Raw genomic sequence first — 17332 nt, 5'->3', positions numbered from 1 at the left:
GACACACTGCCCACCCTTCAAAAACGCAAACGCGGGATTATACATTGCTAAGGCGGCCTGCACCGGCTCCGTTAACCGAAAATCTCGTCTACCGGGCCACAGCCCTGCCGCACCAGTTCCGGCTCATCCCCGGTCAGGTCCACCACCGTGGTAGCCTCCAGTCCGCAGAAGCCACCGTCGATCACCAGCTCCACCTGGTGCTCGAGGGTGTCGCGGATATCGTATGGGTCCGTCAGGGGCTGGGTATCACCGGGCATGATCAGGCTACAGCTCATCAGCGGCTCGCCCAGGCGCTCCAGCAGGGCCTGCACGATGGCATTTTCCGGAACCCGCATACCGATAGTCTTGCGCTTCGGGTGCATCAACCGGCGGGGAACCTCGGCGGTGGCCGGCATGATAAAAGTGTACGGGCCGGGCGTGTGGTTTTTCAGCAGCCGGAACATCTGGTTGTCCACCTTGGCGTAACTGGCCAGTTCCGACAGGTCCCGGCACATCAGGGTGAAGTTATGCCGTTTATCCAGTTGCCGCAACGCGCGGATACGTTCCACTGCCAGCTTCTCCCCCAACCGGCAACCAATGGCATACGCCGAGTCGGTCGGGAACACAATCACGCCCCCGGCCGCGACAATATCGGCGGCCTGGCTGACCAGCCGCCCCTGTGGATTCTCCGGATGGATCTGGAAAAACTGCGCCACTACTCCCCCCTTTGACAATGCTGCAACGGGCCTCAGGCCCGCTCTCCCGCGCTAGTTTGCCATAGATTCCACACTGGCTCGACGTCCGCCGGCAAGTGAACACAGCCCAGCTCCCGCCAGGGCTGGTCGGGACGGTGGAAGTCACTGCCGAGGGAGCAGCGCAACTGCGGGGCATGGCGCTCCATCAGGCGCCGCAGGTCAGTGGTCTGCACCGGGTTCTGTCGCCCGCACAGCAACTCCGCGGCCTCGCCACCACAGGCCTGGAAGGCCTCCAGCAACAGCGCCAGGCGCGTGCGGGTGAGCCCGTACTTGAGCGGGTGTGCCAGCACTGCAGTACCTCCGCTGGCACGGATCGACCCCACAGTCTCTTCCAGTGAAGGCCACTCGACCATCACGTCACCGGCCTTGCCGGCTCCCAGGTAACGCTTGAACGCCTGCTGCTCACTATCCACATGGCCTGCATTCACCAGCCAGCGGGCGAAATGTGGGCGCCCCAGAACGCCTTCAGCGGCCACTTCCCGGGCCCCCTCGAGGGCCCCACTGAAACCGCGCTTCTCGAGGCAGGCTGCAATACGGGCGGCGCGCTCACGGCGCAGCCGCTCCCGCTCCCGGATGGCGCTTGCCAGCGCCGCGGACGCCGGGTCGACATTGAGGCCGACAATATGTACCTGGCGGCGTCCCCAGCTGGCAGTCAGCTCGATGCCGGGCAATATCGACACCCCCTCTGCAGCCCCCGCGGCGCGAGCGGCGGCCAGCCCGGCCAGCGTGTCGTGGTCGGTGAGCGCCAGGAGCGACACTCCGTGGGATTTCGCCCTCGACACCAGCGCCTCAGGACTTAAAATACCGTCCGACGCCGTGCTGTGGCAGTGCAGGTCCACGCGACCCGACAGCGCCCGGGCGGCAGGATCGTCATATGTTGTTACCATTGGGACCTCCCGGGGAACTCACCCCGGCTCGATTGCGCCGGCGCAGGGTCGCCCGCAGCGGAACCTCTGGCCGATCCTGTTGTCATATTTAATTCAGTCGCGCCCAGTCACAGCCCCCTCCAGCCGGGGCTGGCAAAGCGACTTGGTGGTCCCGCAGGAGGGACCCGTGCATCATTCATTGTATCGCCGCGAGGCGGTACGGCCGGTCGACAGGCCTTTTCGTGCGCAGGACCTGCACCCGACTGTCGTGGCATTATCACCGGAACCGAGCATGACCGAAACCAATCCGACCAGTTCAGCCGCTACCCGCGAGCGCAGCGCCGGGGCGCAACAGCAGCCCCAGCGCGAAAGCCTGCTCGCCAACCTGCTGCTGAATATAGTCATCCCCACCTTGATCCTGACCAAGCTGTCCGGGGATGACTGGCTGGGCACCAAATGGGCAATCGTGGTGGCCCTGGCATTCCCGCTTGCCTACGGCGCACGGGACCTGATGCGCTCGGGCAAGGTCAACTTTTTCTCGGCGCTCGGCGTCATCAGTATCGTACTGACTGGCGGTATCAGCCTGCTGGAGCTCGACGCCAAGTACATTGCCATCAAGGAGGCGGCCATCCCCGGGCTGCTGGGCATCGCCACTGTCGCCTCACTGTATACTCCCTGGCCCCTGGTCAGGACGCTGCTGTACAACGAGCGCATCCTCGACACCTCCCGGGTGGCCGCGGCGCTTGCCGATAACGGCAATGAGGCTGCATTCGAGAAGACATTGCAGCAGGCGTCCTGGATGATCGCCGGCTCATTCTTCGTGTCGTCGACACTCAATTACATCCTGGCCAAGGTGCTGTTGCAGAGCCCGCCGGGAACCGAGGCGTTCAATGCCGAGCTGGGCAAGATGACGGCCCTGAGCTTTCCGGTGATCGCCCTGCCGGCCACTGTAATCCTGATGCTGGCGCTGTTTTTCCTGTTTCGCCGGATCGGCAAGCTGACCGGCCTGAAGCTGGAAGACATTGTTGCCCAGCAATGAACCATAAATTCCAATAATTTTCACCGGACAGAAGAGCACATTCATGTGGTACGCAATCATTAGCGAAGATGTGGAGAACAGCCTGGAAAAGCGCAAGAGTGCGCGTCCCGAGCACCTGGCGCGACTCAATCGCCTTAAAGACGAGGGCCGCCTGCTGATCGCCGGCCCCTGCCCGGCGGTGGACAGCGAGGACCCGGGCGAAGCCGGCTTTACCGGCAGCCTGGTGGTCGCAGAATTTCCCTCGCTGGAGGACGCCCGCGCCTGGGCTGAAGCCGACCCTTTTGTCACCGCCGGGGTATACGCCTCCGTAGCGGTCAAGCCATACAAGCTTGTGCTGCCCTGAGCAAACCAACTGACCGATTCAACCGTTTCCATTCACGCAACGATAAAAACAGCTGTATCAAAATGATGAAATCCTTGACCAGCCTGCTCGCCGTGGCCCTGCTCGCCACTACCCTGCCCGCTTCCGCCCAGAGTGGCGGTACCCGCTATATCACTGACCAGCTGCACGTGCCCCTGCGTTCCGGCAAGGGCAATGAATTCCGCATCCTCAACAGCGGCCTGCCCAGCGGCACCAAGCTGACGCTGCTGGAAGACGCGCCGGATGCCGGCTGGGCCCGGGTGCGCACTCCCGGCGGCGAAGAGGGCTGGGTGCGTCGCCAGTACCTGGTGACCGATCCGGTAGCCTCCATCAAGCTGCAGCGTGCCCAGGCCAACCTGGAGCGGTTTGAGAAGATGGAAGGCAACCTGGGTGGCGAGGTGCGTCGCCTGGAAGGTGAGAACCAGGAGCTGGAGACCGCCCTGGAGAAACAGGAAGCCCGGTCGGCACAGCTGGCAAAAGAGCTCAAGGACCTGAAGAAGCTTTCCGCCGATGCCGTCGCCCTGAACCAGCGCCACCAGAAGCTGCTCAACCAGCATGAGCTGCTGAAACAGGAACAGGCCATGGCGGAAGCCGAGATCCAGCGCCTGTCGGGCAGTGAAAGCCATAAATGGTATATGTATGGCGCCATGTCGGTCGGCCTGGGTGCTATTCTGGCGATGATCGCCCCGCACCTGCGCCCCCGCCGGCGCCGTTCCGAGTGGGCGAACTGACCTGACCCCCGGCGGGTAGCCCCCGGGCACCCGCCTATAGCCAAGGAGTTGGTTCCAATGATAAAGACAATTGCCTCCGCCCTGCTCGCCGCCCTGCTCGCCACCACGGCATTTGCCGAGGATGACCGGCCACAGGTAGACATCAAGACCGACCTGGGCACCGTCCGGGTCGAACTCTATGCCGACAAGGCCCCCGCCACCGTAGAGAACTTTCTCCAGTACGTGGACAGCGGCTTCTATGACGGCGTGATTTTCCACCGTGTAATTCCCGGTTTCATGGCCCAGACAGGCGGGCATACCTTCGACTTCCAGGAAAAAGAGACCCGTGATCCGGTGGTGAACGAGTCTGACAACGGGCTGCAGAACATCCGCGGCACCCTCTCCATGGCACGCACTGACGATCCCGACAGTGCGACCTCGCAGTTTTTTATCAACTACGGGGACAACACCCGACTCGACGGCAGCGAAGACAAACCCGGCTATACGGTTTTCGGCAAGGTCGTCAGCGGGATGGAAGTGGTCGACAGGATCGGCGAGGAACCCCGCGGCCTCTATCGCGCCTTCCCCGACGCGCCCAATACACCTGTGCGCATTCTCGAGGCGCAGCGCGTCAAGGACAGCACCGTCGCCAGCAAGAACCAGGAGTAACCGGTGATCGACCTCAGTGTAAACCTCAACAAGATCGCCCTGATCCGCAACTCCCGCGAGGGCAACTACCCGGATGTGGTCGCCCACGGCCGTGTGTGCCTGGATGCCGGCGCCCAGGGCCTGACCGTGCACCCGCGCCCGGACCAGCGCCATATCCGCCCCGGCGATGTGCGCGACCTGGCCGAGCTCTGCCGGCCGCTGGAGGGTGTTGAATTCAATGTCGAGGGCAATCCCTTTGCCGAGCCCCTTGCGGACTACCCGGGCCTGCTGCCGCTGGTGCTGGAGACCCGCCCGGACCAGTGCACCCTGGTCCCCGACAGCAACGACCAGCTGACCTCCGACCACGGTTTTGACCTGCGCCGCGATGGCGAGCGGCTGGAACCGATCATTGCCCAGCTGAAGGCCGCCAACATCCGCGTCAGCCTGTTTATGGACCCGGATCCGGAGCAGATCGGCCTGGCCCGTGAAGTGGGCGCGGATCGTATCGAGCTTTACACCGGCCCGTACGCAGAGGCTGTGGCCAGCCAGAGCCCGGAACTCGACAGCATTTTCGCCGCCCACTGCGCTGCCGCCGAGCACGCCCTGCAGCAGGGGCTGGGGGTCAACGCCGGGCACGACCTGAACCTGATCAACCTGCCGCGTTACCGCAACCTGCCCGGCCTGCAGGAAGTCTCCATCGGCCATGCGCTGACGGTGGACGCCATCGCCATGGGCCTGGGCAATGCGGTGAACGCTTACCTGAACTGTCTCGCCGGCAACTGATGCAAACGCTGAATATCGTCGGCGCCGGCAACCTGGGCCGCACCCTGGGCCGCCTGTGGCAGCAGCAGGGTTTTTTCCGGGTGCGCGCCGTCTGCAATCGCAGCCCGTCCAGCAGCGAAGCTGCGGCGTTTTTTATCGGTGCCGGCGCTGCGGGAGAAATACCCGAGGCGTTCAGTACCATCGAGGCCATGCCGGCGGCAGACTGTTGGCTGGTGGCGACCGGTGACAGCCAGATCGCCGCTGTGGCCCGGGAACTGGGTGCATCCGGGCGGGCTCGCAACACTGTGGTATTTCATTGCAGTGGCGCCCTGGATGCCACAACCCTTACCCCCTGCCGCCCGGCAGCACTTGCCAGTGCCCACCCTGTCCACAGTTTTGCCGACCCGGCCCGGTCACTGCAGACGCTGGGCGGGAGTACGGTCGCCCTGGAGGGCGACGAGTCAGCCCTGGCGCTGCTGCGCGAGGCATTCATCGCGCTGGACTGCCAGCCACTGTCACTGGCCGGCGCTGACAAGTCCCTGTACCACGCCGCCTCGGTGCTGGGGTGCAACTATCTCACCGCCCTGCTCGACCTGAGCCTGCGGGCCTATGAGCAGGCCGGAATCGACCGGCAGCGGGCACTCGAGATGCTGGGGCCGATCGCTACGCAGACCCTGGCCAATAACCTGCGGCTGGGCCCGGAAGCCGCCCTCACGGGCCCCATCGCCCGCGGCGATATCGACACGGTGCAATCCCACCTGGATGCGCTGCCAGCCACAGATCCGGTGCTGCAACAATGCTATCGGCAGCTCGGGCGCGCCTGTGTGGAACTTGCCCGGCGCCGCGAACTCGATCGCGATACCGCCAACCAACTGGAACAACTGCTGAGTGAGCAAGGCCCTTGAACGACTCGCCGGAATACCTGCGCAAACGCGCCTTCTACGACAGCCTGCTGACGATTTACGGCCGCAAGCCCGTGCTGGAAGCACTGGAAGATTTCTCCCTGCCGGTTCATAAGCTGCACCTGGCCGTGAGCAACCGGCGCGACCCGGTAATGGCCCGTATCGAGCAGCTCGCCACTGAACGCAAGATCGAGGTGGCTCACCACGATCGCAAGGCCCTGTCGCGCATTTCCCGGAACGCCCGCCAGGACCAGGGCGTGGCACTCGACCTGGCTCCGCCACTGTACGGCAGCGCCACGGAATTCCTGCAGCGGGGACCGGGAGATCGCTATGAACTGCTTGCCCTCGACGGCATTACCAACCCGCAGAACCTGGGCATGATCATCCGCTCTGCCTGCGCGGGGGGGATCGACGGCATTATCCTGCCACGCAAGGGCTGCGCGCAGGTCGATCCCCTGGTTATCAAGGCCAGCACCGGCACCCTGTTCAAGACACGCCTGTTACGCTGTGATGAACTGGCTCCCACCCTGGCAAGCTTCCGCGATCAGGGTGCACGAATTTATGGGCTCTCCTCCCACGCCAGCGAGACCCTCGCCGGCATCGGCGATGGGCAGGCGAATATTTTTGTACTGGGCAACGAGACCCATGGCGTCAGCGACCAGGTGGCGAAGCAGTGCACCGACAGCATCCGGATTCCAATGCACAATGATGTCGAGAGCCTCAACGTGGCTGTCACCGCGGCCCTGATCAGTTTCCGCCGCCAGCTGCACTAGTCGTACCAGGCCCGGACCGGTCCCGCCATTCCGCAACCGTCGGCATGGGGGGGGGCCGGCGATTTATTGTCACGATCCTCTCCCAGGCCCACTTCCTATCCCAAAGCCTCCCCACGGCCCCCCGCAGCGCTTTTCTCATTCAAAACGATCAGTCCTGCGCCAATTTCTTGGATAACTGACGCGTCTGGACTAAATAACTCAGAGGCGCGGTGCGGCAGGGAAAATATTGCCGAAAATATGCACACCGCGAAACGACGCCAATAATTCCAACAAGGAAGTCACCGATGCAGATTTCACGCCCCCTGCTATTGTCCCTGGCCATCGCCGCCAGCCTGCCCGCGGGCGCCGCTGGCCCCGACGACGGCTACCTGGACCTGCTGCCTTATTTCTCCCGAGTCGACAGCGAGCGCAATACAGATCCCGACGCACTGGGACTCCGTGCCGCCTATGGCTGGGGCTACGAGGGGCCCTGGTACAACGAGGTACAGGTTTTCGGCGCAATTTTTGAGACCGACAACGAGTTCACCGACTTTTACAACTACGGCGTGGGTTTTGATGTGTCGTACCACTTCGGTGACCGGCAGGCCTACACCCCCTACCTGCTCGCCGGTGTCGGCGTTGCGCGCAACGATGTGATTCCCGACGTCGACGATGATACAGACGGCTTTGCGAACCTGGCTGCCGGCATCACCACCGGGGAAATATCCCGCCGCGGTATCCGCTTGCGGGCAGAAGTGCGCTACGTCCACGACTTTTTCAAGAACGGCCGGGACGACTGGCAACTGGGATTTGGCATCAGCATACCGCTGCGCTGCCCGCCACCGCCCACCATCGCCATGGCCCCGCCGCCCCCCGAACGCGGCCCGGTTGAGGTCAACATGGCAGACTCGGATGGCGATGGTGTGCTCGACCGCGATGATCGCTGCCCCGATACCCTGCCCGGCGCGCAGGTGGATAGTGATGGCTGCGTGATCGCCAACCAGACCATCACCCTTGAGGACGTGCGTTTCGAATTCAATTCCGACCGGCTCACCCCGGCTGCACGCAATGACCTGCAGTCAGCGGTCCGGGCGCTGCGCAGCCAGCCCGGATCTGCGGTGGAAATTGCCGGGCACACCGACAGCCTGGGCAATGACAACTACAACCTGCGACTGTCCCAGAAGCGCGCCAATGCAGTACGAGCGTTCCTGATCAGTAACGGCATTGATGCCGGCCGTATTTCGGCCAACGGTTACGGCGAGCAGCAGCCGGTGGCGCCGAATGACACGGAAGCCGGTCGCGCGCAGAATCGCCGCGTGGAGATGCGCTTCCGCTGATCCCTGTCCACGCCGCGCCGTGCGGGTCCGGCGCGGCGGCTACCGCTTTTATCAACATTCCTGTCCGCAATAGTCGCCCTTCACGACCAGGTACCAGCGCCTACTGGACAAATCCTGTCCCGGGGTCTACGCAGTCCACAGAATCTGTGGATATCTCTGTGCATAGCACCCGGGAAAATCCCGCCAGCCCCCATGAAACCGTTGTAACGCATTTGTGAAGAAAATTTAATCAAAGGCAGAAAGCCATATAAATCAATAAGTTACAAGGTGCTGTAAATCGGTCTTGACAAAAAAACTATCTAACTGAAGTGCCAGGGAGGACTTGATTTCGCTGTGGAAATCATTTCTGGCAGTCGGGAATGGCACGTCAAACCCAACTGTCAGCTGGGCGCCAGGGATTCAGGCCCCGGGGCATGTGCAAAACCGGCGTGACAGCAGGAAGCCCACCTGGAGGATGTCGTGGCCCACGGGGGCCTGCCGGCCCCGTGCACACTTACTGCTGCCGAGGGAACACCGCCAGGGGATGCGTGGTGGTAATGGCCATATGCACAGGTTCCCCGGGCTGGGCCCGGACCTCGTGATTGACACGCACCTTGAGCTGCGCGCCGCCGTCGATATTCACCGCGTAAAGCCGGGATGAGCCCTCATAGCGCACCCAGTCGATCACACCGTTACCCGTCTCCATGGGGGTAAGCGACAGGTCATCCGGCCGCAACAGCAGGTCCACATCGCCACTGGCACCATTGATCGGGACACCTGGCGCGGGACCAAGCACGGTCGCCACCTGCTCGCCCTGCAGGCGCCCAGGCAGGAAGCTCGCCTCGCCGAGGAAGCGCGCCACAAAGCGGCTGGCCGGCTCGGCATAACACTTTTCCGGGGTATCCAGCTGCTCCAGCCTGCCATCTTTCAGGATCCCCACACGATCGCCCACCGACAGGGCCTCTTCCTGGTCATGGGTCACCCAGATGGCCGGCACACCGGCCGCCTTCAACGCCTCGCGGATCTCCCAGCGCAGGCTGTCCTTGAGGGCGGCATCCAGGTTGGACAGCGGCTCATCCAGCAGGATAAAAGCGGGCTCGTGAGCGAGGCTGCGGGCCAGGGCAACACGCTGCTTCTGGCCACCGGATAACCTGTTCGGCCGCGCGTGGCGAAAATCGTCAAGCCCCAGCAGCTGCAGCCAGTGGTCCGCCTTCGCCGTGTCCCTGAGACGGAAACACACATTTTGCTCGACCGTGAGGTGGGGAAACAGCGCGAAGTCCTGGAACACCATTCCCACATTGCGCTTCTCCGGCGGCACCGCTTTCGAAGGGGTCGAGCGCCAGTGCCCCAACTGGATTTCCCCCCCGGAAATAGGCACCAGGCCCGCCAGGGCCTGCAGGATAGTGGTTTTGCCACAGCCGGTGGGGCCCACCAGCATCAGGACTTCGTCGTCCGCCAGCGCCAGGTCCAGGTTATCCACCACACGGGTGGAGCCGTAATTCACGGACAGATTGCTAACCTTCAGCATTATCCTTGATGAGTCTCAGTTGCGAATTCTGTCCGGCGCTCGCCGGACAACATCAGGGCCAGCCCCAGTGCCGAAATCAGCACCAGCAGCAGGCCGGGAATGGCTGCCCGGCCAAAGTACCCCGCCTCGTACACCCGCCACAAATAGGTGGCCAGGGTTTCAAACCCGGTGGGACCCAGCATCAGTGTTGCCGGGAGCTCGCGCATCGCCTCGAGGAAAACCAGGGCCGCGCCGGCCACCATGCCGCGTACCGTCAGCGGCAGGGTGATGCGCTGGAAGGCTTCCCGCGGACTGGCACCAAGCAGCCGCGCCGCCTGCACCAGGCTCGGGTCCAGCCCCTCGGCGGTGGAACGGACCGAGCCGACTGCCAGCGGCAGGAAGCGCAGCACATAGGCAAGCACCAGCAGGCCCAGGGTCTGGTAGAGGAAGGGCAATCGCAGGCCCACGTAAACCAGTGCCGTCCCCATCACAATACCCGGCACCCCGAAACCAAAATAGGTAACGCGCTCCATCAAGCGCCCTGCCTTTCCGGCAATGGCTGCATGGGCGACCGGTACTGCCAGTATCACTGCAACCAGTGCAGCCAGGAAGGACGCGCGGGCAGAGTTCCAGGCGTAACTGAATTCAAAGCCACCCGTCCCCTCGCGCACCAGCCAGCTCCCGAAAACCGCGAGCGGCAGGACAATGGCCAGCAGAGTCACCGGTGCAGCCGCCAGCACAATCCCCAGCTTCATTCCCGGACCGGGCCATAACAGCAGGTGCCGGCCCGGCTTTTCCACACTTCCGCGGATGCGGGATTCCAGGAACAGCACCAGGCCAACAATAACCAGTAGCTGCAGCGACAGCATTGCCGCCTGGCTCAGGCCGAAAGCGTTGTACTCGACAAAAATAACCCGGGTAAAGGTATCCAGGCGCATGATCGCCGGCGTACCAAAGTCCGACAGGGTATACAGGGCCACCAGCAGTGCGCCGGCAGCAATGCCGGTAATCGCCCGCGGCAGCACCACCCTCCAGAGACTGGCGCCGAGCGACATGCCCAGGGTGCGGGCAGCGTTTACCAGGCTGGCGTCCAGGCTCAACAGGGAAGCCCGGGTGGTGAGCATCACGAAAGGGTAGGAATAAAGGGTCATCACCAGGGTAGCGCCCGCCAGTCCGTCCACGGCCGGCATCGGCAGCCCCAGCAACCTGTCGATTTCCCCCCCGGGACCAAAGGCGGCGTAGAGGGTAAAGGCACCGATATAACTGGGAATGGCCAGTGGCGCTGCCAGCAGGATCAGCCACAGCCGCCGCCAGCGCAGATGCATATAGGCAGTGACAAGGGCCAGTGGCACACCGATCACTATCGACCCGAGCACCGTAAACACCATCAACAGCAGCGTATTGCTCAGGACCCTCAGGTTGTGGGCATCAAACAGCTGCGCACTGTCAGACGCCAGCCCGAACAGGACACCCACCGGCGCGAGCGCCAGCAGCGCTATCACCAGCGCCAGTGGGTAGGACACCGGCCAGCGCACGGTTGGCCAGCGGACAGGGAGCCAGCGGGTCATAGCACCCCGACACTACGCATCAGGTCGAGCGTCGGGCGCATATCGGCCAGCTGGGTCAGGTCAATTTTCGGTGGCGAAATCGTATCCAGGGACGGCAGCCCCCGCGGCGGCGCCACGCCATCGACCAGGGGAACCTCGTAGGCCTCCGACGCCAGGTAAGACTGTACTTCCCGGGTCAGCAGGTAGCGGATGAAATTGATCGGCAGGTCCCCTTCGCTCAACGCCATGATCCCGGAGGCATTGACCAGGCAGCCGGCATCATTGCGGGTAAACGCCAGGTCGACATTGGCATCGGGCTTGCCGGATTTCAGTCGCAGGGTGTAATAGTGGTTGGCGAACCCCAGGTCCACCTCGCCCCGCTCGACCGCCATGACCACGCCCAGCTCTCCGGCGTAACCCTTTGCGTGCTTGCTGACAGCGCGCAACCAGTCGGCGGTGGCCCTTTCCCCTTCCAGCAGGCGCATGGCGGTCACGAACGACTGGAAAGAGGCATAGGCGGGCGCCCAGCCAATGGAAAGGTCGCTGTCTGCCAGCGCCATGATACTGTCGGGAATCTGCCCGGGGCTGAGTCGCTTGGTGTTATACGGGAGGGTACGAATACGACCGGTGACCGGCGCCCACTGCGGATACTGGAACCCGGCTTTCAGTTGCCCGGTCAGGTCCGCTGGCAGTGTCCGCGCCAGGCCAGCCTCCGTCACCAGGCCGATCGCACCGGAATCCACCGCCCAGAAAATATCGGCCCGGCGCACCCCGGCTTTGGCCTCCGCCACGATCGAGTTGGCCAGGGCCGCGGTGGAGCCCCGTCGCACCTTCAGGTCCAGCCCGGGGTTACGCTTGCGGATGGCATCGAGGACGTTCTCGTAGAGCCCCCCCTCACCGCGGCCCAGGTAGAGGGTAATATCCCCTTCCAGCGGCGGCAGCTGCTCCACGGAGACTCCACCATTCGCCACGGCACTGGCCGCCAGGGGCAAGGTACCGAGCGCGCCGGCCGCGGCCAGGCTCTGTAAAAAGGTTCTGCGCTGCACTTGGTGTCCTTACTGCCTCAGAAGACATCCTTGCGATTGTTTTCGGCTTTTACCAGCAGGGCCTTGGCCCGGTCCAGCTTGGCCTGCATGGCTTCAACTACCTTGCGCACGTCATCGACAGAGGCTTGCCCCTCCAGCGCCTTGGGCAGGGTCACATTGAAATCTTTCTCCAGGTCCTCGACCAGGTCGGCGTCCTGTTCGATCAGGGCTCCCTCAACGCCCTCGAAACGCTGCAGGTAGGTATCGTGGACGATCGTGGTTGCGGCCTCCGGGAGCTGCTCGGCGTACTTGGCCACCACACGGTCCAGGCGATGCTTGATGTCTTCCAACGTTTCCGGCGCGGTGGTTGGCTCAGCTGCGGTGGTCTGTACTTTTGCCAGCAAGCCTTTCTGCTGGTACTGGGCCGCCAGCTTCACAGCACCCAGCGCCTGCCACAAAGCCCGGTCCAGCTTCGCCTGCTCCTCGCGCACTTTGGCTATCGATGCGCCGTTATCAATCGCCTGTTTGACGCCGAAAATTCCCTGCCAGATTTTGGCATAAACAGGCACATAGTGGGTTTCAATAGCCGCGTGGAAATCCACTTCCTCCCAGTACTCGATCATCGAGTCCGAGTGCGCGGCCTCCTTCCCCTGCTTCTCATAGGTATCGACGACGCCCCCGAACTTGCCCACCAGCCAGCTCACTTCTTCGGTGTACTGGTCCAGGTGTTCTTTCAGGTTGTTGACGTGCGCCCCGATCTCACCGTTGGCGGATGCCTGGCTGGTGGCCAGCATGGTCAAAAAGGCCAGTGCCAGGCCCAGTCCACGATACTTCCGCACTCCAGATAAAGGCTGCATAGAAACTCCCAATTTCCAGTTTTCCACTCTGTGACTCTCAGGAAATGATACTCATTATCAAAGAAGAGATAAAGCACCATTACACAACGCGCGCCGGCCATGTGGCAGCTTGCCCAGCGACTCCAGAGGCTCAGGTGGCACCACTTCCGGTATGCCGCCCACATTGCGGTAAGGTTTCATTCCGCCGCCTGTCGCTCCCGTCAGATGCAGGCTGGCCAGGAGGGGGATCCCGGGACTCAGTGCCCACCCGGACCGATCCGGTTTGCACCCGCCCCCCCTGCGATGCTCTCATTGGGTCTCCGATAAGAACGGCGGTCAGATCTTGAGGGGCCTGCCCGCAGCCCGGAGGCGACAGCCTTCCGCCGGGACGGGCACGGCGCCGCCCAGAACCTGCCCCGTGAACCAACACTCTGCAACAGGAGCTTTTTTCATGCGCCTATTCCAGCAATCTCTCATCGCGGCAACCGCCTTGTTCATCGCCGGCAGCGCATTCGCCGATTGCGATAAACCCCAGTTGCCGGAAATCCCCGATGGCAGCACAGCCAGCCAGGAATCCATGCTGCAGGGCCAGAAGGCGGTCAAGCAGTACCTGCAGGAGGGCGATGCGTACCTGAAATGCCTGGAGCAGGAAAACAAGGCGGCGCTGGCCACAGCGAAAGAATCCGGGGTCGAACCGGACAGCGAGGCAGCCCGGCAGCTACAAGCCGAGAGCGAAGCGCGGGTTCAGGAGCACAATGCCACCGTGGACGCCATGCACAATGTCGGCAACCAGTTCAACCAGGCAGTGAAAAGCTTTAAAGCAGCCAACCAGTAGGATCCGCGGCTCTACAGAAGAAGGGAGGGGAGCAGGAACGAGACCGAGCGGCCTGCCCGCCCTCACCTGGCGGCAAGCTGGGCCAGAATGGCAGCGGTCACCCGCGACCAGAGGATAATGAGGCCGGCGAAAGATCGCCGGCCCTGTCCAGGCTGACCGGGTTATTCCCACTCGATGGTCGCGGGCGGCTTGCTGGACACGTCGTACACCACCCGCGAGATATGTTCGATCTCGTTGATGATGCGGTTGGACACCTTCTCGATCAGCTCGTAAGGCAGGTGCGCCCAGCGCGCAGTCATGAAATCGATGGTCTCGACGGCGCGCAGTGCCACCACATATTCGTAGCGGCGACCATCGCCCACCACTCCCACCGACTTGACCGGCAGGAACACGACAAAGGCCTGGCTGGTCTTGTGGTACCAGTCCGCGTTGCGCAGCTCCTCGATAAAGATGGCGTCAGCTTCACGCAGGATCTCAGCGTATTCCTTTTTGACTTCACCGAGGATACGCACTCCCAGGCCCGGTCCCGGGAAGGGGTGGCGATAGACCATATCGTACGGCAGGCCCAGCTCCAGGCCGATCTTGCGCACTTCATCCTTGAACAGCTCGCGCAGGGGCTCCACCAGCTCCATTTTCATTTCTTCCGGCAGGCCGCCCACATTGTGGTGTGACTTGATCACGTGTGCCTTGCCGGTCTTGGCGGCGGCGGATTCAATCACATCCGGGTAGATAGTGCCCTGGGCCAGGAAATTCACGTCCTTCAGCCTGGCCGCCTCCTGGTCGAACACTTCGATAAAGGTGTTGCCGATTATCTTGCGCTTCACCTCGGGATCGTCCTCGCCCGCCAGGCGCGACAGGAACATATCCTCGGCGTCGGCGCGGATCACTTTGACGCCCATATTGTCGGCGAACATTTCCATTACCTGGTCGCCCTCCTGCTTGCGCAGCAGGCCGTTGTCCACGAACACACAGGTAAGCTGGTCACCGATCGCCTTGTGCAGCAGTGCCGCCACCACCGAGCTGTCGACACCACCGGAGAGGCCCAGCAGCACCTTGCCCTTGCCTACCTGGGCACGCACCTTCTCAATCGAGTCCTCGATGATATTGGCCGGGGTCCAGAGCTTTTCGCAGCCACACAGCTCCATCACGAAGTGCTCATAGATCCGCATGCCCTGCAGGGTATGGGTCACTTCCGGGTGGAACTGGACACCAAAGAAGTTCTTCTCCGGGTGGTACATGCCGGCAATCGGGCAGGAACCGGTGGAAGCCATCAGCTCGAACCCCTCGGGCATCTCCACCACCTTGTCGCCATGGCTCATCCACACGTCCAGCAGTGCGTGGCCGTCGCCGTCGAGGTGATCCTTGATGCCGTCGAGCAGGGCGGAGCTGCCCTCCACTTTCACCTGCGCATAACCGAATTCGCGGATATCGCTGCCCTGCACGGCACCGCCCAGCTGGTGGGCCATGGTCTGCATGCCGTAACAGATACCCAGTACCGGCACGCCCAGCTCGAACACCACTTGCGGCGCGCGGGGCGAGCCGGCCTCCGGCACGGATTCCGGGCCGCCGGCGAGGATGATGCCCTGCGGGTTGTAGTCGCGGATCTCTTCCTCGGTCATATCGAAGGCGCGGATTTCCGAGAAGACGCCCAGCTCGCGCACACGGCGGGCGATCAGCTGGGTGTACTGGGAACCGAAGTCGAGAATCAGGATTCGGCTGGCGTGGATATCTTGGGACATGGCTTACTCGATTGTTGCGGGGCGGTGGCCCAGAAACTGCGAACGGACCGCTTGTTCCCAAGGGTCCGCTCGCCATCAAACATGATAATTGGTCAATTCAAAGCGCTATTAACGACCACCGACGGGATAGTTGGGCGCTTCTTTGGTGATCTGCACGTCGTGTACATGGGACTCGCCCATGCCCGCCGCGGTCACCCGCACGAATTCGGGACGGGTGCGCATGGTCTCTATATCCACACTGCCGGTATAGCCCATGGCAGAGCGCAGTCCGCCCATCATCTGGTGCACGATTACGGACAGCGGCCCCTTGTAGGGAACCCGGCCCTCGATACCCTCCGGCACCAGCTTCTCGGCGCCCTTGCTGGCATCCTGGAAGTAGCGGTCAGAGGAACCCTGGGTGCGGGACATGGCCCCCATGGAGCCCATGCCGCGGTAGGACTTGTAGGTGCGCCCCTGGAACAGTTCCACTTCACCGGGCGCCTCCTCGGTACCGGCCAGCATGGAGCCCATCATCACCGAGTGGGCACCGGCAACGATGGCCTTGGAGATATCACCGGAGAAGCGGATACCGCCGTCGGCAATCAGCGGCACCTCGGTGCCCTCGAGCGCCTTCGCAACCTCGGCGATGGCGGTAATCTGCGGCACGCCGATACCGGTAACGATACGGGTGGTACAGATAGAACCGGGGCCGATGCCCACCTTGACCGCATCGGCACCGGCCTCCGCCAGTGCCCTGGCGGCCTCGGCCGAGGCGATATTGCCGCCGATGACATCCACCTGCGGGTGCATCTCCTTGATGCGGCGCACGCGATCGATCACGTTGCGGGAATGCCCGTGGGCGGTATCCACCACCAGCACGTCCACCCCGGCCTCCACCAGCGCGGCGACACGGTCGTCGGTATCCGGGCTGGTACCCACTGAGGCACCGACACGCAGGCGGCCATCGGCATCCTTACAGGAGTTGGGATACTGCTCGGCCTTGTTGAAATCCTTGACGGTAATCAGGCCGCGCAGCTCGAAATCGTTGTTGACCACCAGCACCTTCTCGATGCGGTGCTTGTGCAGCAGCTCCTGCACCTTGCCCGGGGCAGCGCCTTCGGGAACGGTCACCAGGCGCTCGCTGGGGGTCATGATGCTGGCGACAGTGGCATCCAGGTCAGTCTGGAAACGCACGTCCCGACTGGTGACAATGCCCACCAGGTTGCCCTTCTCCATCACCGGCACGCCGGAGATGTTGTGGTGGGTGGTCAGCGCGATCAGCTCGCGCACGGTGGCACTGGACTCGATAGTGATCGGGTCCTTGACCACGCCGGCCTCGAACTTCTTGACCGCGCGCACTGCCAGCGCCTGGTCCTCGATGGACATACTTTTATGGATGATACCAATGCCCCCTTCCTGGGCCAGGGCAATCGCCAGGCGCGATTCCGTGACCGTATCCATCGCCGCGGAGACCAGCGGGATGTTCAGGGAGATATTGCGGGACAGTTTGGTCTTAAGAGAAACGTCCTTGGCAGTGACCTCGGAATAGCCGGGCACAAGTAGGACGTCGTCAAAAGTGAGAGCTTCGCGCGCGATGCGCAGACCAGAATCAGACATGGACACTCAAACCTCGAGATAGCGGGATTGGGTATCGGCGCGATTATAGCGGCAAGATCGCTCACGTCAAAAGACAATTTGCTTTTTTTGGCAAATACCTTTACCTGTCACCAGCTTACTGCAATATTGGCCCGCCCCGAGGACTTTGGCGAGATTT

17 protein-coding genes are annotated in these 17332 nt (G+C 62.8%); 9 read left to right on the top strand and 8 right to left on the bottom strand.

From position 1 onward, the window contains the following. Positions 1-71 precede the first annotated feature (71 nt). Positions 72-695, bottom strand: coding sequence for an L-threonylcarbamoyladenylate synthase (locus LVE68_RS16520; RefSeq protein WP_232941542.1), 624 nt, complete (start codon positions 693-695; stop codon positions 72-74). 32 nt (positions 696-727) lie between these two features. Next, positions 728-1621 carry a PHP domain-containing protein gene (locus tag LVE68_RS16515; protein ID WP_232941541.1) on the bottom strand — a complete coding sequence of 298 codons (894 nt, stop codon included), beginning with the start codon at positions 1619-1621 and terminating at the stop codon, positions 728-730. A gap of 271 nt (positions 1622-1892) precedes the next feature. Between LVE68_RS16515 and LVE68_RS16510 the strand changes: the two genes are divergently transcribed. The 8 genes from LVE68_RS16510 to LVE68_RS16475 all read left to right on the top strand — a co-directional run bounded on the left by LVE68_RS16510 (position 1893) and on the right by LVE68_RS16475 (position 8111). Beyond that, a complete protein-coding gene (locus LVE68_RS16510) occupies positions 1893-2639 on the top strand; it encodes a VC0807 family protein (protein ID WP_232941540.1) in 747 nt (248 codons plus the stop codon). A gap of 43 nt (positions 2640-2682) precedes the next feature. Further along, positions 2683-2982: a YciI family protein gene (locus LVE68_RS16505; RefSeq protein WP_232941539.1), complete on the top strand. Its 300-nt coding sequence runs from the start codon at positions 2683-2685 to the stop codon at positions 2980-2982. A 62-nt stretch (positions 2983-3044) separates the two neighbouring features. Continuing rightward, on the top strand, positions 3045-3731 hold the full coding sequence (locus LVE68_RS16500) for a TIGR04211 family SH3 domain-containing protein (protein ID WP_232941538.1): 687 nt from the start codon (positions 3045-3047) through the stop codon (positions 3729-3731). A gap of 57 nt (positions 3732-3788) precedes the next feature. Beyond that, on the top strand, positions 3789-4379 hold the full coding sequence (locus tag LVE68_RS16495) for a peptidylprolyl isomerase (protein ID WP_232941537.1): 591 nt from the start codon (positions 3789-3791) through the stop codon (positions 4377-4379). 3 nt (positions 4380-4382) lie between these two features. Beyond that, complete coding sequence (locus LVE68_RS16490) at positions 4383-5141, top strand: pyridoxine 5'-phosphate synthase (protein ID WP_232941536.1); 759 nt, start codon at positions 4383-4385, stop codon at positions 5139-5141. Further along, complete coding sequence (locus LVE68_RS16485) at positions 5141-6025, top strand: Rossmann-like and DUF2520 domain-containing protein (RefSeq protein ID WP_232941535.1); 885 nt, start codon at positions 5141-5143, stop codon at positions 6023-6025. Before LVE68_RS16490 ends, LVE68_RS16485 begins: the two co-directional genes overlap by 1 nt. Further along, positions 6022-6795: a TrmH family RNA methyltransferase gene (locus LVE68_RS16480; RefSeq protein ID WP_232941534.1), complete on the top strand. Its 774-nt coding sequence runs from the start codon at positions 6022-6024 to the stop codon at positions 6793-6795. Before LVE68_RS16485 ends, LVE68_RS16480 begins: the two co-directional genes overlap by 4 nt. Positions 6796-7079: 284 nt before the next feature. After that, positions 7080-8111: an OmpA family protein gene (locus LVE68_RS16475; RefSeq protein ID WP_232941533.1), complete on the top strand. Its 1032-nt coding sequence runs from the start codon at positions 7080-7082 to the stop codon at positions 8109-8111. Positions 8112-8604: 493 nt separating this feature from the next. On the opposite strand, the gene LVE68_RS16470 is transcribed toward LVE68_RS16475, so the two are convergent. The 4 genes from LVE68_RS16470 to LVE68_RS16455 are packed head-to-tail and all read right to left on the bottom strand — an operon-like array spanning position 8605 to position 13026. Further along, on the bottom strand, positions 8605-9594 hold the full coding sequence (locus tag LVE68_RS16470; protein WP_232941532.1) for an ABC transporter ATP-binding protein: 990 nt from the start codon (positions 9592-9594) through the stop codon (positions 8605-8607). Between the two features lie 23 nt (positions 9595-9617). Further along, entirely contained in the window at positions 9618-11165 is a 1548-nt protein-coding gene (locus LVE68_RS16465; RefSeq protein WP_232941531.1) for an ABC transporter permease, read from the bottom strand. Further along, on the bottom strand, positions 11162-12190 hold the full coding sequence (locus LVE68_RS16460; protein ID WP_232941530.1) for a substrate-binding domain-containing protein: 1029 nt from the start codon (positions 12188-12190) through the stop codon (positions 11162-11164). Before LVE68_RS16460 ends, LVE68_RS16465 begins: the two co-directional genes overlap by 4 nt. Before the next feature lie 17 nt (positions 12191-12207). Then, positions 12208-13026: a hypothetical protein gene (locus LVE68_RS16455; RefSeq protein WP_232941529.1), complete on the bottom strand. Its 819-nt coding sequence runs from the start codon at positions 13024-13026 to the stop codon at positions 12208-12210. Positions 13027-13456: 430 nt separating this feature from the next. Between LVE68_RS16455 and LVE68_RS16450 the strand changes: the two genes are divergently transcribed. Further along, the gene (locus tag LVE68_RS16450; protein ID WP_232941528.1) at positions 13457-13840 is read left to right on the top strand and encodes a hypothetical protein; all 384 of its coding nucleotides are present in this window, start codon (positions 13457-13459) and stop codon (positions 13838-13840) included. A gap of 161 nt (positions 13841-14001) precedes the next feature. Here the strand turns inward: LVE68_RS16450 and guaA are convergent, their stop codons facing one another. Beyond that, on the bottom strand, positions 14002-15579 hold the full coding sequence (gene guaA / locus LVE68_RS16445) for a glutamine-hydrolyzing GMP synthase (protein WP_232941527.1): 1578 nt from the start codon (positions 15577-15579) through the stop codon (positions 14002-14004). Between the two features lie 108 nt (positions 15580-15687). After that, positions 15688-17175, bottom strand: a complete 1488-nt coding sequence (guaB, locus tag LVE68_RS16440; RefSeq protein WP_232941526.1) for an IMP dehydrogenase — start codon at positions 17173-17175, stop codon at positions 15688-15690. Positions 17176-17332: the final 157 nt, after the last annotated feature.

Origin of the sequence: Microbulbifer sp. YPW16 (assembly GCF_021290385.1) — a bacterium.
Lineage (GTDB): Bacteria > Pseudomonadota > Gammaproteobacteria > Pseudomonadales > Cellvibrionaceae > Microbulbifer > Microbulbifer zhoushanensis.
The sequence above is the reverse complement of the archived record's forward strand: the minus strand, read 5'-3'. Positions and strand labels throughout refer to the sequence as shown.

Coding starts and splice junctions, on each gene's coding strand:
- LVE68_RS16475 (WP_232941533.1), top strand. CDS start 7,080: ATGCAGATTTCACGCCCCCTGCTATTGTCCCTGGCCATCGCCGCCAGC.
- LVE68_RS16505 (WP_232941539.1), top strand. CDS start 2,683: ATGTGGTACGCAATCATTAGCGAAGATGTGGAGAACAGCCTGGAAAAG.
- LVE68_RS16455 (WP_232941529.1), bottom strand. CDS start 13,026: ATGCAGCCTTTATCTGGAGTGCGGAAGTATCGTGGACTGGGCCTGGCA.
- LVE68_RS16485 (WP_232941535.1), top strand. CDS start 5,141: ATGCAAACGCTGAATATCGTCGGCGCCGGCAACCTGGGCCGCACCCTG.
- LVE68_RS16450 (WP_232941528.1), top strand. CDS start 13,457: ATGCGCCTATTCCAGCAATCTCTCATCGCGGCAACCGCCTTGTTCATC.
- guaB (WP_232941526.1), bottom strand. CDS start 17,175: ATGTCTGATTCTGGTCTGCGCATCGCGCGCGAAGCTCTCACTTTTGAC.
- LVE68_RS16495 (WP_232941537.1), top strand. CDS start 3,789: ATGATAAAGACAATTGCCTCCGCCCTGCTCGCCGCCCTGCTCGCCACC.
- LVE68_RS16510 (WP_232941540.1), top strand. CDS start 1,893: ATGACCGAAACCAATCCGACCAGTTCAGCCGCTACCCGCGAGCGCAGC.
- LVE68_RS16515 (WP_232941541.1), bottom strand. CDS start 1,621: ATGGTAACAACATATGACGATCCTGCCGCCCGGGCGCTGTCGGGTCGC.
- LVE68_RS16465 (WP_232941531.1), bottom strand. CDS start 11,165: ATGACCCGCTGGCTCCCTGTCCGCTGGCCAACCGTGCGCTGGCCGGTG.
- guaA (WP_232941527.1), bottom strand. CDS start 15,579: ATGTCCCAAGATATCCACGCCAGCCGAATCCTGATTCTCGACTTCGGT.
- LVE68_RS16500 (WP_232941538.1), top strand. CDS start 3,045: ATGATGAAATCCTTGACCAGCCTGCTCGCCGTGGCCCTGCTCGCCACT.